The sequence below is a fragment of the uncultured Gimesia sp. genome (assembly GCF_963972345.1).
Taxonomy (GTDB): domain Bacteria; phylum Planctomycetota; class Planctomycetia; order Planctomycetales; family Planctomycetaceae; genus Gimesia.
Map to the genome: position 1 here is coordinate 1 of NZ_CAXAVM010000085.1, position 19,264 is coordinate 19,264.

Consider the following 19,264-nt stretch of genomic DNA (forward strand, 5'->3'; position numbering starts at 1 on the left):
GCCGTTTTCCTTACTCCTGAAGATAGAAAGACAGCGCCATGCACGAGTCAACTTCGACGATTGCGAAAACCACTAAATCGACTTCCGACCGGAAAACCCTGATCCTCCCTCTGCTGATCATCGGTATTGGAACAGGCTGGCTGTTGACGACACTGGGCATCGTGCCCGGCATCAACTGGATCTGGACGCTGGGTCTGGCCGTGGTGGGAGTTCTGTCGTTTGCCGTCAGTGGCATTGATAAATCGACGGTGCTGATCGGTCCCTTTTTCATCATCGCCAGCTGCCTGTCTGTCCTGCGTCAGACCGGCCGTATTACGCTGGACGTGGAAGTGCCAACCCTGGTGATTGTGATTGGCATCCTGTTACTGGTCGCCCGCAGCAAAGCGATTCCGCTGCCCGACTGGATGGTTCTGGAAGAAAAATAACAGTCCGCAACGCACAGCCCCTGATTGTTTTCAGAGCAGATCAGCGAAGCGCAGTGCGTGCAGGAACGCCATCGCGGCGGCAAAGTTGGCGGCGTAAACGATAAAGCAGAGCCACGACTCTCCCACCGGGTATTGACGTGTGCCAAACAGCAGCAGAAACGCCACGCCAAAACAGACCGAAATCACCGGCACCAGGGAGAGAAACTGCACCCAGTAATACATGGCCTGATGGGCCTGCAGAAAAGGAATGAGAGTTCGAAAGCCAACATGCACCAGGCAGAATAACAGGACGGTAAACAGACACTGCGCGTAAATCACCAGGCGTAACTGTGTCTCGGGGCGTGACAAGAATGCCCTGGCCGTTCTGAAAACAGCTGGCACTTTGATCTCAGACAACCGGTTGCGCGTCAGATTGGTTTGCATGGAGTCATTCCGTCAAAGTGAAACCCGTTTTTTTTATTGTATCACTACAGATCTTGAAGTTCAAAGCTCGATTTTTCAATGAAGACGAGTTGCTTCCATCGGCTGTCGCTCACTGCGAGTATCTGCAACAGTCTCAATGCAGCAGCGAATACCAGACGATATTCAGGCCCAGGCGAATCGCGTCTGTTTCGGTGTAGCCGGCACAGGTGATTTTGTCGCCGTGTTCGATCGCGCAGCTCAGATCGCAGGGGCTGTAGAGGATGACATAACGCTCATCGACCTTGATGCCTTCAACGACAGGTTCGACGATTTGAACGCGTACCTCAGTCGAGTCGGTCTGCAGGTCAAGCGGTTTACGGAAATGGACCTGTCGCAAATCGTAACCGGTTTTCGTGGAAAACAGTTCGTGATCAGCGGGAATCCGTTCCAGCTTTTGAGTCGGGAACAGCTGCTCTGCCAGTCGGCGAAAGCTGGCATCAAAATCGTCTGCACCACAGCAGGCATCGGCAAACAGCACGCCTCCCTGCAGCAGGTGAGTTTTTAATATTCGTTGATCTTCCGGGCTGAGGACAAAACCAGAGCGACCGTGCAGATGCAACAGCGGATGTTTGAACAGCCGGGGATCGGAAAGGGAGACACTGCTGGGATTCGATGCGAACTGGCTACCGGAAACCTGATTCAGGGCACGCAGCAGTTTTCGCAATGCATGCGGGGCGGCATCCCATTCTGCCGAAGCACGGATTTGAGCGATGTTCAACAGCCGATGCTCAATCCGTTCTGCAGTCGACGCGGTCTCAGTTACATTTTCCGGGCCGAGTTCCTTGATGAGCACGCGACCCGACGCCAGCGCAGCGACGTTCACACCCACATGCAGGGTGCGGTTTATACTGGTTTCCAGTGCCCGCGGACGGTTGGGTAGAGACAGTGTCGTCCATTTATCCCACAGGCAGCCCAGATCGTCGGGTGAATAGAATATGGATGTGCGGCAGCCGGTCTCGGCTCCCCACAGCTCCACCAGCGGATCACCGGTTTTCAGATCGAGCAGGCGAAATTCGCTGCGGTAGACAGGATGTGTCCGCTCCAGCTTGCGGAGTTCGACTTCACCTGCAGGATACAGTTTTGAAATCAACTGTTGCATGGCGGCATCAGGAGAAGCACTTTGACAACCGCCCAGTGCGAACAGGCACCCACCATCCTGCAGATAGGTTTTCAGCTGAGAAATCTGATTGGGAGTGAAACGGTTTACATTCGCTACATCCAGAATCAGCAGCGGACACTGATTGAGATCCTCGGCGTCTGCCCGATTCATATCAACGGACTGCCAGGTAAGTTGTTGCGGCCAGTCTTGCAGTCGGCTGGTATAACGTGCCAGATTCCAGACATCCTGCGGCGTATAGTCAATCGAATCAGGGGCTGCATCAGGCGCGCCATCCCACTTGAGCTTCCCGGCCAGTACCGGCGTCAATCCCCGGGAGAGGAAGTGCAAAGCATAGTCAGTGGCGAGTATCGGACAATCTTCCAGCAGGGCAGGGGCGCCGACCCAGGCTCCGGTGATGGGATTCTGATGTGCGATCAGATACTGCGCGCCTGCGCGATACCAGTCAAACTGTTTGCCGGACTGGCTGGTGAAATAACGTCGTCCCGTCAAACGGCCCACCCGCTCCAGGCAGTACAGATAATACAGGTAACCGATCGATCCATCTGAATTGGCATCGGTACTCGGGTTGTGTGTCACCGTGAAGTGATCTCCCAGCCAGCGACAGCCTGTTGCGACCGCTTCGTCCTGGAAGGCCTCGCCGCAACACCGGGGTGAACCGTCCGCGTTCGTTTCGATCTGCTGACTGCGGAGCAGGTTTTCAGTCGTCACCAGGTAAGCGATTCCCGCTGCCGTGATGCCACCCCGGCTGAAACCACTCCCCTGTGATCCCCAGCCCCCGTCCCGGTTCTGTCGACCCAGCCAGTGATTGCGGGCCCGCTGCCAGGTCTCTGTTTGAACGGGCACTCCCTGTTGGGCGGCTTCGTAAAGTCCTAACGCTGCAAAGTGAGCATAATTGGAAGTCTCTCCGCCACCGAAACTCCAGGCACCATCATTCGTCCCGCGGGACTTTCCCGCTTCCAGCTTTTGCGTCAATCGATTCATCAGCGGCAGGTCGCGTTCCGCTTCGCGGGCAGCTGCCAGCGTTTCTAGCATCAACGAAATTTCGTGTGTTTTGACGGGGTCCTGTTTTCGGAGCCACTGCAACCCTCTTTGAATTTCGGCATTGTCCGCCATCATGCCCGCATGGAGCAGGGTGTGCAGGGTGAAGCTGGTCAGCACCACCGTCTGTTCGGGGTGGCCGGCCAGTTGCCAGGTTCCGTCGGGCTGCTGTTGTTGCAAGAGAAAGTGTTTTGCTTTTTCGATCGAAGTCAGCACATGTTCGCGGGTGATATTTTCTGCCTGCAGAACCGGAGTGAATGCGAAGAATCCCACCGCCACCGTCCAGCAGATTAATACGATGCGAATAAATCGTACTGTAGCTTGTCGATCATGCATGCTCACACCGTTTCAATATGCTGCCGTGGCGAACGCGTTCCGTTCCAGCATTTATTTCCTTGTCAGCCTGTTCTGTTTATCGCGATGAGCCGCATCCTAAGTTTGCTGTCAAACTACGTCAATGTGCATTTGCAGGGGCTGCAGCCAGTCAGACGTCTATAGAGTAAGTGATGAGTCTGGTTGACTTTATTGTTTAAAGAATTGCTCCGTTCAAAGAAAAAACGCGGCAGAAGCAATTGTGCTTCCTGCCGCGTTATCTCAATTTGCTTCCATGAGCAAGCAGCAATCATCAGTCGCCACAGCAGGGGCAGACTTCGGGTACAAAGACCGTCAGCGTGGCTGCGTAGGCGGTCTCCTGGTAGTCAGCCGACGATTCGTCTTCCGCCAGATGGTGCACGACGACCAGATACTGATTGCCCGTTTTGGGGGTGAACGACGCGAGCCCCGCGGCGTCGGTTTTGCTTTCGTACTGTTCATCGAAACCCTCTTTGAGAGTTTCGCCCTGGGGAACAAACGAGACGACCGTGTTGGCCAGGGGTTTGCCTTTGAAATCCACGCGGACTTTCAGAGGCTTGCCCGGTCCCATGGGCGTCACGGGATTCAGTACGGGTACCAGTTCCAGTGGATGCCCCAGTGCCCGGTCAAACCCGGGATTTTCTAAAGGCGTCTGATCCAGTTTGGCGCTGACGACGAAAAAGGTCTTCGCGCTTTTAATCGCGCGAACCGGTTTGCCATGATTGACGACCCGGTCCAGTGAATGCGCCACCGTGTAGAGGCCCGGCTTGACTGGCACGAACTTGCCGCGCCAGAAGCCTTCCTTGGGGGCGTAGCCGGTATCTGTCAGTTCGCTGATCAGATCGTACGTTTTTCCGGCAGGGTCGATGACATTCAGACTGCAGCCATCCAGGTCGATCTTGCTGGCAATTTTAAAATCACGATGGTGATTTCCATGATTGCCCAGCTTCAGATTGATGTATACCGCGTCCCGCGCCCGGATCAGATTCGTATTCGTTTCCACCCACGTATCATGGGCGGCTGCGAATGAGGCAGACAGACACAGGGTCAGCAGCGAATAGAGTAATGTTTTCATGTTGGATTCCTCTTAAAAAAGTCATCCGGGCCAACCCATGGTCAGCCCGGATGAACTGAGACCGTTTAAAATTCACCAATCACTTCGCCGCCGGCCCGGGTCGCGAGTGCACGCCAGAGATCGGTATTGATGTTCTCGCCGACAAAACGACAGCTGCCATCCACCAGCGCCACCTGCACACCACCCACATGGGCACTGCGGGCACTGACCAGTGCATAGTTGTGATAGCCGTTCTGACAGTCGGGGTTCGAAGAGTTGGGCCCGTACCAGTGGTTATACATCGTGTCCGCCAGATGCCCGTTGACCCACTTGGCACCCCGTTGACCGGACCAGGCCGGTGCGGCAGCGGCAGTACAGGCGGCAGGAGTGGTCTGTGTTCCCGCCGAGAGTTCCACGACGCGGAAGCGATAGTTGCCGGTGGGGGGCGCACTGTTTTGCCCGTCTCCGATCAATTGTTCGCCAAACGCGATTGTATTACTGGTTCCATCGGTCACATCGCGGAAGCGGATCTGGGACTGCGAAAAGATGATGCCGTCCGCATTGCTGATCGATCCATCATCGGTTGTTGCTGAACCATTCAGGCCCGAACCGGCACACGCGGGATAGCTGATGCCGGCGTAGTCCGATCCGGGGACGGCATCTTTATCACTGGGGCAGACCATCAGCGGCAGGCTGACGCGGGCCGCCGTGTCGTTTTTTCCGACCTCCGTAGCGTCAAAACTTCCGGAGTTGAAAGCATTGAGTGGCGGAACATCGTAATTGAACTGGTTCTGCAGATTCGCCTGGTCCACAAAGGGGAGCAGGTGTGCGTGAGACGACCAGACATACGGGTATCCCAGTCCGCCGGGTGGAAAGACGCGATGCGTCGATTCATAGTTATGCAGGGCCAGGCCCAGCTGTTTGAGATTGTTTTTACACTGGCTCCGCCGGGCTGCTTCGCGCGCCTGTTGGACGGCAGGCAGCAGCAGGGCGATCAGAATGGCGATGATGGCAATCACCACGAGCAGTTCGATCAAGGTGAAGCCGCGCTCACGTTTTGCGCAGCACTCATATGTTGGTTTCATCGAGAAACTCCTGAATGTAAATGGAACTGTGCGCAGGCTGAATCGGGATCAGTCTGCAGAATGCATCTGGTTAAAAAGAATCAGAGGCGGCACAATTCAGGAGGGGGAGTTTCAGGCGCGGAGCAGTGTTGGATAAAAACACTGGCAAACGGGGGACAACAGAATTCGAGAGGATTCGAACTTTGGATCAGGGGTGTGTGTGCAGGCAAGCGAGGATCATCGTTGATCAGCATGCCGTCTGCAGTGCCGTGACCGCAACTACAGGCTGAAACCAGGTTCGTCGCGGGAGTCTCACTGGTTCCCGGCTTTGCCTTTCCGGCACAGCAGGATGTCGCCTGCTTTGTTACACAACACGCACGCGACGGGCTTTCGCTGCGGCGTGAAGTCTGCGCACGGGAACAGCAGCAGCCGCCCGTACGTTGAAGTTCTTGACCACACTGACAGCCCGCATGAGGCATTCCCACAGGTTCCAGCGGAAATCCCACCGAAGTGGTTACGAAACAGAAGACTGTCACCAGACAGGTCAGCGACTGTCGGCTGCAAAGCTGTTTCAGAGGTGGGAACAGGGGCGGGAACATTAATAATGGCTCTAACAAAACATTCAGCGGACGTAACGGCTCCGCCGAAACAGGAAAGTCCCCTTATTATAAGACAGGACACAATGAAAACGCCAACCAATTCTGCCAGAAATCCGCGACTGTCGGGGAATGCGGCTCCCCTCTTTGCGATTGGTTTGCTGCTTGACAATGCATTCTGACCCCTGTAACATTCTGATGATCGTTAGAACGTTTCATTGAAGTGCCGCCGCAAATTTTGAACCTGCCTCAATACGTCAAACCCTCTGGAGCCACTTTCCATGTCATGCCCACCTGCTCTTAAACGAGTGACACGCGGTTTTACCCTGATTGAACTGCTGGTCGTCATCGCCATCATCGCCATTCTGATTGCCCTGTTGCTGCCCGCCGTTCAACAGGCGCGCGAAGCAGCGCGGCGGAGTCAGTGTAAAAACAATCTGAAGCAGCTGGGGCTCGCATTACATAATTATGAAAGTGCGCATACCGTCTTTCCTCCCAGCAGTACCAGCGGGTTTGGAAAAGGGGTCTGGAACTATCCGGGTACGGGACCCAATGATCCCAACATTCATCTGCATAGTTTTGCCAGTCTGATCCTGCCTTATCTGGAAGCGGCAAACCTGTATAATTCGCTGAATTACAATGTTTCTGCCCTGGATCCCGTCAACCAGGCAACGGCCTCGGAAGTTCTGACGTTTTACAAATGTCCCAGTTATGCCGGAGCCAGCTTCAGCACGGATCCGCTGTATGTCACGACTGTCGGCTTTGACCGGTTTGCGATTCGCAATTATGTAGCCATCGGCGCAAAAAATGTATTAGGGCTTTCAGGAGCGATACCCGCCGAAGGTGTGATGTACCCCGGCTCGAAATCGCGGTTCCGCGATATCACTGACGGAACGACGAACACCATTCTGCTGGCGGAAACACGGGAAGAAAACGCCTCGGTCTGGATTGATGGTACGAGTGCCGCCGTTGCCGCACGCTGGATGGCACTGACGCCGCCCACCTATTCCGGTAACTCGGTCTCCATCAATTACCAGCCCTACTTTCAGGGGGGCGTCTTTCCAGATTCCATCGGCCAGAACTGGGGGCCCTCCAGCTTACACGAAGGGGGCGCCCATCATCTGCTGGTTGATGGCTCAGTGCATTTCATCTCCGAAAATCTCGATGTCAATGTGTATGATGCATTAACGACGCGCAACGGCGGTGAAGTGGTGGGAGAATTTTAAACTCGTTCGGTCAGTCGTTTCGAATTACTTTTTCAATTCGAAATCAATGGTGTTATCACCTTCTGTGACGGTCGCTTCCAGGGTTGTTTTTTTGTTGTATTTTTCGGGGACGGTTTCACTGCCCTGGTCGCCGAAGGGATCGTTCTCTTCGTCGAGTGTGGAAATTTTGACGGTGTGTTTTCCGAGGACGGCTCCCATTTCATCCCGGATGAAGACCAACTCGTATTTGCCTGCTTCATCGGTCTTCGCCGCAGAAGCCCGGCCGGAGGTGGGATAGAACCGCACAAACGCACCCGCCAGCGGGGCGCCATCCATGGTGACTGTTCCACTCACGGGAGCCAGTTTGGGTTGATCATCGGGAGTACTCCCACAGGCGGTCAGCATGCAGGTAAGAACAAGGCAGAACAATAAGGTAGAGAAACGCTGAGTCATCATATCGGTAAATTTCTGGATTAATGAATAAGGGGAAATGATCAGCTGGCTCGTCCTGAATCGGCGGCAGCAGAATGGTTATCAACAGCTGGAACACACAACAGCCTGTGAGACGGCTGTTGTGTGTGTTTCGAACGTTTTATTATCCCGGATTGTTTTCAGAGATACGTCCAGGAAAACGCATCACATGAAAACCAGGGATCTGATTTAGAATTCGCCGAGTACTTTTCCATCGTTTTCATCGTTCAACCACCTGTAAGTGTTGACGTCGATGTTTTCGGAAAGAAATCGCACGGAGCCGTCTGCGAGCAGCACGTGAACGCCGCCCACATGCATACTGGAAAGTGCAAAGCGATCTGCTACTGATCTGGCACCACCATTGATGAAGTCATCAGGAACATTGTAGCCGATGAAGTAAACGTCTTCTGCCTGCAGGCCACGTTCCCAGCCCCAGGAAGCGGTGCGGGCACCAATCCACAGTTTGCCTTCGAATCCATCACAGACAACGCCACCACAACTTCCAGTGGTTCCCGATTCATCCCCTGTGCGGACTTCGCCGACCAGAATCGTATTGGTGGTTCCATCGGTAATATCACGTATTCTTAATGCTTTGTTGACACCCAGTAAAAGTCTTTCGGTGGCATAGTTGGATTTACCGAAGCTTCCTTTGTCTGTATTGATGCCGCCCATCGGATCGGAAGGACAATTATAAATCGGAACGATGGTCCTGGATGAGGGAATGAATGTTGAGCCCGTGTAGCCAAGCTGCCAGTTCATTGTGAAGTTAGTCGTTTCGGTGCCGATCTGATTATAGAGAGGCGCCTGGTCGATGTAGGGGAGAATCATGGTTCCCCAGCCTAACCCGTTTTTGTTAGCCGTTTCAGCAGCATCCCCCAGAGCCTGGTTGCCGTCAATCCAGCCGGGAGGGAAGGTACGCGCCGTATCGTGATAGTTATGAAAGGCCACGCCGATTTGCTTCAGGCTGTTTTTGCAGGTACTGCGTCGGGCGGCTTCCCGGGCCTGCTGGACCGCCGGTAACAGCAAGGCGATCAGAATCGCGATGATGGCAATCACGACTAAAAGTTCAATTAGAGTAAAGCCGCGGAACAGTAATCTTTCTCGATAGCGCTGAGTCTTCTTCATCATTACGTCATCCTAAATAATTTAAAAGTAAATATTCTTAATAAACGGATCAACGAACGCTTCTTAATTAACTATTAATAGTATCGATGGTAAAAATAAACTTTCAATAATAAAGTTTATGGATGGGTCGATTTAGTGTGGAATACAGGAATTCGAGACGGACATACAGCATAAAACCAGTGTGGTTATGCACATAGGTCGTCAAAGTGACGGTGTGGGTACATACGCTTTGATAGGATGCACTCATCAGAGTTGTCAGGAAGCCGGCTCATCAGATGGTAGTTTTTGGCGGGCTCTGCCATGCAGGGGATCCCGTTTGAGGCACTCCCGGAAGTCTGCGAGGGAGGCTTTTACTTCGCCTAGGGCTTCCTGAATCAGGCCGCGAACAAACCAGCTCTGGGGATCTGCGGGGTAGAGTTTGAGCGATTGCTCGATCTTCTCCAACGCCTCTGCCAGTTGACTGGCGCGATAATATTCCATCGCTTCCAGGCGATAAACGAGCGCCTGTTCGACCTGGCTTTCCTCTGTCTGTCCCGCCTGCTTTAAAACCTCCGCCAGTTGCTGATGCAGTGCTGGTGATTTCGACATCTGTCCCGCGCGTCGCGCCAACTGTGCTGCCTGGTTCCAGTCACCCAGGCTGCCGTTCGCCTCTGCCTGGTACATCAGGACTTCCGCGTTATGAATGCCGATCTCATTTAACTTCCGGGCGGTCTCCAGCATTTTGCGAGGCTGTTGCTGTTGTTGCTGCACTTCCAGTAACCGCATCAGGAAGATCTGCCGATGCGTCGACGGGTATCCTTCCAGCAGGTCAATCAGCTTGACCAGTTCTGCCTCTAACTCGGGTAGCGAACCGTTTCCGATTTCGGTATTGAACGCTTCCACGCGTCGGTCGATGCCGTACTTCAGCCGGAACGGTTCGATAAAATTCGATCCTGGATGCAGGGGCACCGAATGCTGAGCGCGTTCCAGCATCTGCGCTGTCTGCTCCGCCTGTTTCACATTGCCGGTCTGTTGTAAGGCGCGCAGCTGCAGTTCGAGAAATTTCAATGAACGGGGCACCTGCTGCAGCGATTCGCTTATCAGCGGCAACGCTTCGTCCGCCCGCTCGGTTCGAATCAGCAGTTTGGCCAGTTGATAGCGGGCCGGCAGAAAGCCCAGGTTCTGGCGAAACAGTTTCTCAGCCGCATCCACTTTTTCTTCGCGGAGCGCATTCCGACCGATTTCATACAGGGCCTGCATCTGTTCCCGTTTTGCTTCACGCGAGTTGTCGGAACTGGCATTCAGTTCCCGGTAGAGTTCGCTGCTCTGTTCTGTACGTCCCGTCCGTTCCAGGCAATACGCGATGCGGCTTTCCGCCAGTCTGCTTTCAGGCATCAGCTCTGCCACCTGTCGAAAACAGAGTTCCGCATGACTGTAATACCCCTGTCCCAGCAGTGCTTCGCCCAGGCGCATCCAGTCGAATGCATTGTTGGTTTGTGTCACCTGCTGCACGAGGGGCTGAATGTCCTCTGCGAACAGCGGGTTCATCAGAGTGGTTTCGGGCAGGACCGGCGCGGGCCGCGCCGCGCGCTGCACGAACAGGTAGCCACAGACCAATACTTCGATCAGCAGGATCACGGCGATCGCACGCACAATCATTGCGGTGCTCCTTTCTTCGCCCGTTGAATCCAGAAGGGCACGGCCTGGATACGATCAAAGGGTTTCCGCATGTTGAGCGAACCGGCGGCGATATCCGGTAAGCCATCCTGGTTCAAATCTCCCACCGCGACGGTCACCAGGTGAATCGGCTGATTGTCGATCTGCCAGGTTTTGAAGTTCTGCTGACCGTCATTTTCCAGCCAGACCACACTGGCATGTTCGGGCGAGTACCAGTCGTTGGTCATGCTCACCAGAACGACATCCAGATCACCGTCTCCATCCATGTCGGCTACATCGCCGGCGTAGGTCCCGCCCAGGTCTGAAATACGATGCTCCTTGAAATTCCAGTCGCCGGTATTCTCAAACCACAGACAGCCGTGATAAGGCTGCGGGTATGCATCAAAGTCTTCCAGGTTATCCCCGGCAGGCAGGATGAGATCTTCGTCGCCATCCTCATCGAGGTCGGCGTGGATCAGGCCGGCACTCCCCAGGTCCATATTCGGCGTGAGCCACAAGGACCGTGTCTTAAACTTGCCTCCTCCCAGGTTTTCAAATGCGACCAGCTCTTCTTCCTCCTGGGAAATGATGGTCGCGATATCCAGATCGCCATCGCCGTCATAATCAGCGACGGGAACATGTATCGCCCCGGGGGCGCTATACAGGTGATGATCCAGGAACTGAAACGCGCCCCGGTTCTCCAGCCAGAGTACTTCCCCCCGGTTGTAACCAAACACGGCGACCGCCAGGTCCAGGTCGCCGTCCCCGTCGAAGTCGCCGGGCTGCACGTCCGCCACGCGTCGCACATCATCCAGGATCACGTGCCTCACGAAACCCTCCGGTGTCTGTTCATACAGTTCAACGCGACCGACCACGCCATCATCGGGTTGAATATTACCCAGCACGGAAACCACGATATCGAGATCACCATCGCCGTCGATATCAACGGGCGTGGCATGAGCGGGTGCAGCGATATCCGCGATCAGAGTCTGATCACTGGTACTGCCATCACTGGTAAGTTGACGCAGCACGACCCGGTTATTCCCGGCGTCACAGTAGAGGATGTCGTTCTTGCCATCGCCATCGAAATCCAAAATCTGTACGTTGGTAATCAGCGGCAGTTCCACTCCGGTCTGCAGTGCACCCTGGCGTTCGAACCGCAACTGCGAAGCCGGGTAAGTGGTGCCTCCCGAATAGAATTCAGGCAACCGTCCCAAAGCGGGAATGGAGGGCAGCAAAAGCCAGGTCGCCAGCGGAAGCAGAAAGACCATCACCAGCAGGAAGATCGCCAGCCAGGGCGTTTGTCGAGGCCCGGGTTCAGAGCTTACAGTACTTTCAGGTGACGACATCGCAGGTGGGCACTCCCTGTGCGGGGCGGGGATCTAAACAGAAGAATTATCAGGCAGGTCAACGGTTCCAGGGAAACAGCCACGGCGTTCCGGTTTCGCGCCGTTCAGCGCGGCAACCGCAGCCTACACTCGACCCACACAGCGCGTCAGCTTCAGGCGCTCTTCCGAGAGCAAGAGGGGAGAGACCATCAATTCATCGTATCCCGCGCCGGAAAAGGTGTCAACGATAGATCTCGGTCCGGTCGCCTCCTGAGTCTGCACGCAGCCAGGCAATCTGGAGGGAGTCGTAAAAACAGTCTCGCGTATCGTGTAGACTTGTGTATTATAGAGAGAAGGTCTTTCTGTCATCACTTCTGTGGAGCCCATCACCATGCCGGTTCGACTCATTCTGATCTGCTCTTTGATGCTCTGCTGGTTCAGCAATACTGCAGAGGCGGGCATGCCCAGTGCCTCAATCGATCTGACGGAAATCGCCCAGTTGCGACTGCAGTCGATTTCGTTTTTCCTGCTGCTGTTTCTGCTGAGTGCCTGGGGGCTGAAAAAACTCTGGAACATGCTGGCCCGCGATTTTCCGAAACTGCCAGTCATTACTTACAAGGCAGCACTCGCGGGAACCTTTCTCTGGGGTCTGATGTTTCTGTTTGTGCTGACGATGATCTCCGGTGCGCGGGAACTGCTGACGCCCGGTGCCTGGGAAAAGGATGGCCGTACGTATCGCCTGACAGACAGTGAATCGAAACAGGAAACCCAGGCAGTCGCGGAAGCGTTGCTCAAAGAACGTCGCTCGAAACTGGCCGAATTGCGTTCGGCCCTGTTCATGCATGTCGCCACCCATGACGGCAGCTACCCTGCGAGAATAGAAGATTCTTCATTCGCTGACGAATTCTGGATTCAGCCCGGTGATTTGAATGCGCGGTATGGTTATGTGCCCGGCGAAAAGAAAAGCGATCAGGTCCGGCCTCTCGCGTTTGAGCAGGCGGTCTACGGAGACGAGCAGCAGCTGATCCTGTTCACCGACGGTGCAATCAAACAGGTTTCGCTCGCTGAAGCACGGGAGACGCTTGATGGAAAATGAATCTGTAGAACCGAAAAATAGGAAAAGAAAAAGATTTGCTGTTCTGCTTGTGAGCTGCTTCATCCTGGTTTTTTTCCTGGGTTGTGCCGGGATATTTTTCCCGAGTCAGTTTCTGTTTTATATGTTCCTGGGCTGGTTGATGTTCTTAAAACGGGTGATCCCCCAGGTGATTGTGCCTGCCTCCGGTCTGGTGACGGCCGTGGTCGTCGTTGCGATCATGGCGCTGCTGATTCAACTGCTGGGCCGCTTCGTCCTGCGTCGTCTGCAGCAACAACATACGATCCCGGTTCCAAACCAGTGGAAGGTACGCTGGACGTTTTCCCTGATCGTCTTCCTGGTGATCTCGTTCACCGGAGGTTTTGCCGTGGTGGGAATAGCGCATCAGGGTCTCTGGCTGTTCACTGCACCTGAAGGAGTGATTGGAAAGTCATCCGGTCCGCGTGAAGCCTCTTTTCGAATTTCCTCGCTTAACAGGTTGCGAAATATCGGGTTGGCGGTAGTGAATTATTCATCGGGTGATGAAGATCCATTGCCCACCGGTATCTATAATTCCACAGGTCAGCCATTACACAGCTGGCAGACTCAAATCCTGCCTTTCATGGATCAGGTAGAGCTGTATAAAAAAATAGATCTGGCAGAACCCTGGAATTCTGAGAAAAATGCCCCTCACTTCAAAATACACATCCCTGGTTTCACGATTTATTCTCGTGACGGGTTAGAACTCAACAGCCAGGGTTACGGTGTCTCGAATTATTCATTAAACAGTCGTGTTTTTTATCCGGCATCCCGATGGAATTACGATCAAATTCCCGATGGTATTGCGAGCACGATCATGGCAGGTGAGATCGTGAGCCGTCTGCCAGCCTGGGGTGATCCTGCCAATCTTCGTGATCCCGCGTTAGGAATCAACCGCCATCCACAAGGGTTTGGCGGACCCTGGAAACGAAGGGAGGGAGCCAACATGTTATTCATGGATGGCAGTGGCAGGTTTATCAATGAAAACATCGATCCGGGAGTGCTCGAAGCTTTGAGTACGCCAGATGGTGGCGAAACCGTCGGCGAATATTAAATCGTTCAGGACCAGACAGAGCAATACTTATGGAAATTCCACAAGAGGATGAAGCAGAGGTGACTGGGGTCCAGCACTGGCTGGCGATCAGCGTTCCTATACTGTTGATGTCATTCGTCTTGATCGCGATGGGACTGATCTTTCCGTTTCGCTTCGTTTTTCTGTTATGTGTGGGCTGGGCATCATTCATCCTGCGAACATCATCGCGACTCACGATTTCACCTTCTTTGACGCTTATGTTTCTCGCATCGCTGCTGCTGTTTGCCGTTGGCTTTCATGTGGCTTGTCGCCGTTTCGGAGGCACTGTTCCTGACGACCTGGCTGAAGTCAAGCCGTGGCAGAAGCGCTGGAGCCTCTCACTGGTGATGATGCTTCTATTACTGACGGTGAGCGGCATCTGTGTGATCAGCGTCACGCATCAGCTGTTCTGGATTGTTACAACCCAAGACAGGGTCATTCAAAAAGTACACATGGGAAATGCATATGAACCCGCCAGGCGGAGTTCCTCCATAAATAATCTCAAGCAGATTGGTCTGGCGATGCACAACTATCATGATACGCATCATCAGTTTCCCGTGGGTGGTACGTTTGATAAGGCAGGGCAGCCGCAACACAGCTGGGTCACCCCCCTGTTACGGTATCTCGATCAGCAATCCTTGTATGAGCAGATTGACTTCAATCAGCCCTGGACAGCCGCCGATAACAGACAGCCGTTCGAAACCCGGCTCATTGTACTGCAGAGTCCGGGGATGCAGTATGATTTTACCGAAGCAGAGGGGGATGCGACAGGATACAAACCCGCGCACTATGCCGCCAACAGTCGTGTCTTATCCGCGAACTCGGGCATGGATTTACGTAAAATAAAAGATGGCACTTCCTATACAATTCTGGCTGGCGAAGTCAGATCGGGAATCAAAGCCTGGGGTGACCCCACCAACTTTCGCGATCCGACGGAGGGCATCAATCGCAATCCCCGCGGCTTCGGCAGTCCCTTCACAGGAGGCGCCCACGTATTGATGGGGGATGGCTCGGTGCGCTTTCTTTCCGAAGACATCGACCCCGATATCCTGAAAGCCCTCAGCACTCCCCAGGGCGGCGAACCGGTGGGCGAGTTTTAACGGGCGGTGATTTTACTGCTTGCCGGCTTGAACTTACACAGCTGTTTCTGGCGATAGCGAAAAATGCGTGCGACATCTTTCTGTACGAACAGCCGATTGACGAGTGCGCCTCCCAGAACGGCATAGTGGACATCGTCTGTGACCCGTGTACCTGCGTCGCATTCTGTGAAAGTGTGTTCGTGATGCCAGAGTCGATACGGGCCTTTCAACTGCCGATCGACGAACCGGAAAGGGGGTTCCCATTCGCTGATTTCGGTTCTCCATTTGACGAGAATGCCGTGCAGTTTAAGACGGTAATCTATGAGTGTGCCTTGACGCATTTCGATAGGCGCCGGGGTGGTGATCTCAAAGTTCAGCCAGGGTGGGGTCAGTGCTTCGAGATTTTGTGGCTCGGCAAAAAACGCGAAGACTTCGTCCAGGGCGTACGGTATCACGGTTTCGGTATGCAGGCGATAAATGCCATCTGGCGTTCGGGCTATCCGGACTGCTTCTGCCGGGTGCGGAGTTGTCGACATCTGTTTCTCATAAAACGAATTTAAAATACAGGGTTGAAATCAGCGTGCGGGTGACTAAGAACTTTGAGAGTCCGAACTATGTCATCCCGGTTGATTATGGTCTCGCAAGGGAAAATGGGAATGCATTTTCTGGTTAGATTTTGAAACGAATGGGGCGCAGCCAGATGAATCATGCAGATGCCGGATCACGGTCACAAACACTGGTTATCCTGGGCGCCACCGGGGCGGTCGGTTCATCACTGAGCCGTCGTCTTAAAGGGGCAGGGCATGACGTCTTTCTGGCGGGTCGCAATCCACAGGTGTTGCGCGATCTGTCCGAGGAACTGTCCGCGCCGGCCCTCGAGCTGGATGTTCTTGAGCCGGGCTCGATTGAAAGAACGATCCAGTCTGCCTGTGAGACCTTTGATCACATCGATGGTGTCGTGAACTGCATCGGTTCCGTGCTGTTAAAGCCAGCCCACCTGACTGGTGATGAAGAATGGTCCGAGGTGCTGGCTGTGAACCTGACGTCTGCTTTTGAGACGGTGCGCAGTGCCGCCAAAGTGCTGGGCAGACAGGGAGGCTCGGTCGTTTTGATCTCATCCGCTGCGGCGCGGGTGGGACTGGCCAATCACGAAGCGATTGCGGCTGCCAAAGCAGGGGTGATCGGCCTGACGCTCTCGGCGGCGGCTTCTTATGCGGGACGCGGGATTCGCGTGAATGCGGTCGCCCCCGGCCTGGTAAAATCCAACATGACCCGGAATCTGTGGGAGTCCGCGGCAGCCGAGTCGATGTCCAGCAGCTTGCACGCTTTGAATCGTCTGGGTGAACCCGAGCAGGTGGCCTCGATGATTGAGTGGCTGCTGCATCCCGCCAATGACTGGGTCACAGGCCAGGTCTTCGGCGTCGACGGCGGACTGGCAACTGTGATTCCCCGGTCGCGACAGAAAAGCGGTTGAAGAAGTCACTTCTGAATGCGTTGTTGCAGTTCCTGGAATTGTTGTTTTAATTCTTGATTGCCGAGATCGGGGTAGAGCAGCTTTGTTACGCCGAGCAGTTTCCTGGCTTCGGCTTCATTGCCGGAATCGAAAGTGGTTTGAATGATATGCAGGCGGGCGTCGAGCCAGGGGATACTGCCCGGCTTTTCTGCTGCTTCCAGCTGTCGCCATTTCTGTGCCGCTTCCCGCAGACAGGCTTTTGTGCCACAGTGTTCCAGGAGCAGTGCGACCTGTTTGATGTAGGTGCTGTCCCGGGGCGCCTGTTTTAGCAGTTCCTGGTAATACTCCAGCGCCCGGATCTGCTGATTCGTCGCCAGGTAGGCTTCGGCCAGGCAGAGATCCAGCTGCTGTCGCTGCTGAGGAGTTAATTCATCACGGCGACTGATCAGTTTTTCAGCCGATTTCAGCTGCAGCAGTCCCAGTTCGTAACGCGTCTCGTCAGACAGATCGAGGTTGATCTGCGAGACGCCGTTCAGAACAGACAGCAGTTCGTTCGTGCCTGCGTTCTCGAGGTTCTCCACCAGTGATCGGGCAGCGGTCGGCTTTCCCTGTCCCGCGAGTGTGATGATCTCCAGTCGCCGAGCCTGATTGGCGATTTCATTCCAGCGTTGAATCACGTTCGCTGTCTCTGCGACACTGGTTTCGGAATGTTCATTATTGCGTTTGAGCTCTGCGATACTGCGCGTGGCGCTGCTGATAATTAATTCCAGCAGCCGATTGGCTTTTTCGTAGGACGGGGGTGAATCATTCAGGTAGATTTGCGTGAGGCGTAATGCGATGTCGGCCTGAGACTGCAGGATCAGCGGGTCGGATTCGGCGGGGAAGCGGACCAGGAATTTTTCCAGGACTTCGATGGCTTCCTGTCTCCAGGCTTTAACAGGTTTGCCCAGCGAAGTCAGTCGTTGCAGGATCTGTTCGTAACAGCGGGCGATTCCCAGGTGCGCGTCTGCCGCCCGGGGATGATCATCGGGAACTTCCGAGTACAGCACGAGTGCTTTTGAATATTGCAGGCGGGATTCTTCCAGCCGCGCGAGCATCCAGCCCGCTTCATAGTCACTCTTGCTGTCCGGAAACTGTTTCTGGACTTCTTCCAGGGCGGCCGTGTAGGCCAGTCTGCGCGATTTCGTGCGGCTTTGCATATAGAGCTGACCCAGGCACCAGGCAGCCAGCAGGCCAGCGTCAGCAGCGCGGGCCGCGGTACTATACTTTCGCGAGAGCGACTGAAACTGTTCTGCCGCCTCTTTGTATTGCTTTGCCTGCAGCTGGAGCGAGGCACTGGTAAAGGCGAGTTCAAACGCCAGATCGCCTTTGCCCTCCGCGGTCGCCTGCTGAGCGGTTTTGGTATACGCCTCGATGGCCTGCTCGATGTTGCCTTGCGCATACAGGAGTTGAGCCTGTTTCAGATCCTGGGAAAGCTGGCTGCCATACTGATCGACCTGGTGTTGCTGATCGACGAGCATCCACGCCCGCTGCGACCAGTAACCGGGCTGTGCCTGTTTGAGAAACCGGGCACGTGTTTCCACCTGCTGCCAGATTTCAGCTGCTAACGCGTCCTGTTGTTTCTCCAGAGCGACTTTTCTGAGCTGAATCAAGGCAGTGATTTCCAGAAAGCCGAGTTCGCTGGAAACGGTTCCATGCTCTTCCCTGTATTGAATGATCTGTGATGCCGCCCGTTGCGCTTTTCCGTCCTGCAGGAGAATACGCATCGATTCCACGAAGAGGGGTTCATTCAGAAACGACGGAGGTTTTTCTTTGAGAAGTGCCTGGATGCCCCGCGCTGCGGCCGCGGAATCTCCGCTGATGCGTTCGCATTGAATCAGCGCCAGCTTGCTGAGCCAGGTCAACTGCAGGGTGGTCGCCCGGCGGGACAGGGGTTCCAGCCATTTCTCTGCGAGTTCGAGGGCTGCTGTCCGCTGCGGGCTGTTCGCTGCATGCAGGTCGGCGAGTTTCATTGCCGTTTGCGCGATCAGCAGTTGAAAGTCGAGCAGGGTATCGCGGATCGTGGCTGACTGGAGTACGGTAAATTTTTTGAATGCCCCCGATTTTTTCAGGAGCTGGCTTAACCGGGTTTCTGCCTGGGTCAGAGTGGTCACTGCCTGTGAGAGCTGTGTGATGGCGGTCTGTCTGAGTGACTGATTTTGCGGGTCCGCCTGGATCTGCCAATACAGGATTTCGGCTTTGAGCGCCGCAATGCGTGCCCGCTCGGCTTCGAAGACACTGGTGTCGGACCAGTCAGAATGCTCCTGGCAGAATTCGGTAATAGTTTCTTCTGCCCGTTTCCAGAGCTCTGCCTGCTCCGGGTCCTGCGTGGCCATCGCATGTGCTGACAGGGTGCGTATGAGTTCCAGCGTGTAGCGTGCCTGTTCCGTATCGGTGATCCGGGGCTGTGCCAGGCGATTTAAACAGTAGCCTTCTGCAATTCCGAACAGATGTCGTTGCCGCAGTCCTTCAAAATAAGAGGCTGTCGGGTCATCGGCGGAACTGATGGCAGGTGAGCAAAGCACGACCACCAGCATGCAGACGCGAATCCACCACGAGCACGGTCCGCAGACAATTACTGATGTGGAACGGTCAGGATGTGGAGAGCGACGTATCATGAATACTAAATAAGCAGC

18 protein-coding genes are annotated in these 19,264 nt (G+C 54.6%); 6 read left to right on the forward strand and 12 right to left on the reverse strand.

The genetic code is table 11. From position 1 onward, the window contains the following. Positions 1–38: 38 nt before the first annotated feature. Complete coding sequence (locus tag AACZ40_RS15295) at positions 39–425, forward strand: hypothetical protein (RefSeq protein WP_291176575.1); 387 nt, start codon at positions 39–41, stop codon at positions 423–425. A gap of 30 nt (positions 426–455) precedes the next feature. Here the strand turns inward: AACZ40_RS15295 and AACZ40_RS15300 are convergent, their stop codons facing one another. From AACZ40_RS15300 to AACZ40_RS15320, 5 genes are all read right to left on the reverse strand, one after another. Then, positions 456–848, reverse strand: a complete 393-nt coding sequence (locus tag AACZ40_RS15300; protein WP_291176572.1) for a hypothetical protein — start codon at positions 846–848, stop codon at positions 456–458. Between the two features lie 133 nt (positions 849–981). Further along, positions 982–3,381 (reverse strand): DUF4159 domain-containing protein, encoded by a 2,400-nt coding sequence (locus AACZ40_RS15305; RefSeq protein WP_291176569.1) that lies wholly within the window; start codon positions 3,379–3,381, stop codon positions 982–984. 289 nt (positions 3,382–3,670) lie between these two features. Beyond that, a complete protein-coding gene (locus AACZ40_RS15310) occupies positions 3,671–4,471 on the reverse strand; it encodes a DUF4198 domain-containing protein (RefSeq protein ID WP_291176566.1) in 801 nt (266 codons plus the stop codon). A gap of 65 nt (positions 4,472–4,536) precedes the next feature. Beyond that, positions 4,537–5,535, reverse strand: coding sequence for a DUF1559 domain-containing protein (locus AACZ40_RS15315; protein WP_291176563.1), 999 nt, complete (start codon positions 5,533–5,535; stop codon positions 4,537–4,539). Positions 5,536–5,615: 80 nt separating this feature from the next. Further along, a complete protein-coding gene (locus AACZ40_RS15320; protein WP_291176560.1) occupies positions 5,616–6,113 on the reverse strand; it encodes a hypothetical protein in 498 nt (165 codons plus the stop codon). A 278-nt stretch (positions 6,114–6,391) separates the two neighbouring features. Here AACZ40_RS15320 and AACZ40_RS15325 point away from each other — a divergent pair, with 278 nt between their 5' ends. Then, on the forward strand, positions 6,392–7,336 hold the full coding sequence (locus tag AACZ40_RS15325) for a DUF1559 domain-containing protein (protein WP_291176557.1): 945 nt from the start codon (positions 6,392–6,394) through the stop codon (positions 7,334–7,336). A 24-nt stretch (positions 7,337–7,360) separates the two neighbouring features. On the opposite strand, the gene AACZ40_RS15330 is transcribed toward AACZ40_RS15325, so the two are convergent. The 5 genes from AACZ40_RS15330 to AACZ40_RS15350 all read right to left on the reverse strand — a co-directional run bounded on the left by AACZ40_RS15330 (position 7,361) and on the right by AACZ40_RS15350 (position 12,282). Beyond that, complete coding sequence (locus AACZ40_RS15330) at positions 7,361–7,771, reverse strand: carboxypeptidase-like regulatory domain-containing protein (RefSeq protein ID WP_291176554.1); 411 nt, start codon at positions 7,769–7,771, stop codon at positions 7,361–7,363. Positions 7,772–7,975: 204 nt separating this feature from the next. Further along, entirely contained in the window at positions 7,976–8,914 is a 939-nt protein-coding gene (locus AACZ40_RS15335; RefSeq protein WP_291176551.1) for a DUF1559 domain-containing protein, read from the reverse strand. 252 nt (positions 8,915–9,166) lie between these two features. Further along, entirely contained in the window at positions 9,167–10,549 is a 1,383-nt protein-coding gene (locus AACZ40_RS15340) for a tetratricopeptide repeat protein (RefSeq protein ID WP_291176549.1), read from the reverse strand. Further along, entirely contained in the window at positions 10,546–11,895 is a 1,350-nt protein-coding gene (locus AACZ40_RS15345) for a VCBS repeat-containing protein (protein WP_291176546.1), read from the reverse strand. Before AACZ40_RS15345 ends, AACZ40_RS15340 begins: the two co-directional genes overlap by 4 nt. Before the next feature lie 123 nt (positions 11,896–12,018). Continuing rightward, the gene (locus tag AACZ40_RS15350; protein WP_291176543.1) at positions 12,019–12,282 is read right to left on the reverse strand and encodes a hypothetical protein; all 264 of its coding nucleotides are present in this window, start codon (positions 12,280–12,282) and stop codon (positions 12,019–12,021) included. Here AACZ40_RS15350 and AACZ40_RS15355 point away from each other — a divergent pair. From AACZ40_RS15355 to AACZ40_RS15365, 3 genes are read left to right on the forward strand one after another with little or no spacing between them, the layout of a single operon-like run. Further along, the gene (locus AACZ40_RS15355) at positions 12,266–12,970 is read left to right on the forward strand and encodes a hypothetical protein (protein ID WP_291176541.1); all 705 of its coding nucleotides are present in this window, start codon (positions 12,266–12,268) and stop codon (positions 12,968–12,970) included. The genes AACZ40_RS15350 and AACZ40_RS15355 overlap by 17 nt on opposite strands. A 49-nt stretch (positions 12,971–13,019) precedes the next feature. Further along, the gene (locus tag AACZ40_RS15360; RefSeq protein WP_291176539.1) at positions 13,020–14,039 is read left to right on the forward strand and encodes a DUF1559 domain-containing protein; all 1,020 of its coding nucleotides are present in this window, start codon (positions 13,020–13,022) and stop codon (positions 14,037–14,039) included. Between the two features lie 29 nt (positions 14,040–14,068). Next, positions 14,069–15,157 (forward strand): DUF1559 domain-containing protein, encoded by a 1,089-nt coding sequence (locus AACZ40_RS15365; protein ID WP_291176536.1) that lies wholly within the window; start codon positions 14,069–14,071, stop codon positions 15,155–15,157. Here AACZ40_RS15365 and AACZ40_RS15370 read toward each other — a convergent pair. After that, entirely contained in the window at positions 15,154–15,672 is a 519-nt protein-coding gene (locus AACZ40_RS15370) for an SRPBCC family protein (protein ID WP_291176533.1), read from the reverse strand. The two genes, AACZ40_RS15365 and AACZ40_RS15370, sit on opposite strands and share 4 nt — an antisense overlap. A gap of 164 nt (positions 15,673–15,836) precedes the next feature. Here AACZ40_RS15370 and AACZ40_RS15375 point away from each other — a divergent pair, with 164 nt between their 5' ends. Beyond that, positions 15,837–16,610 (forward strand): SDR family oxidoreductase, encoded by a 774-nt coding sequence (locus tag AACZ40_RS15375; RefSeq protein WP_291176531.1) that lies wholly within the window; start codon positions 15,837–15,839, stop codon positions 16,608–16,610. A 5-nt stretch (positions 16,611–16,615) separates the two neighbouring features. On the opposite strand, the gene AACZ40_RS15380 is transcribed toward AACZ40_RS15375, so the two are convergent. Further along, positions 16,616–19,246: a tetratricopeptide repeat protein gene (locus tag AACZ40_RS15380; RefSeq protein WP_291176528.1), complete on the reverse strand. Its 2,631-nt coding sequence runs from the start codon at positions 19,244–19,246 to the stop codon at positions 16,616–16,618. Between the last annotated feature and the right edge of the window lie 18 nt (positions 19,247–19,264).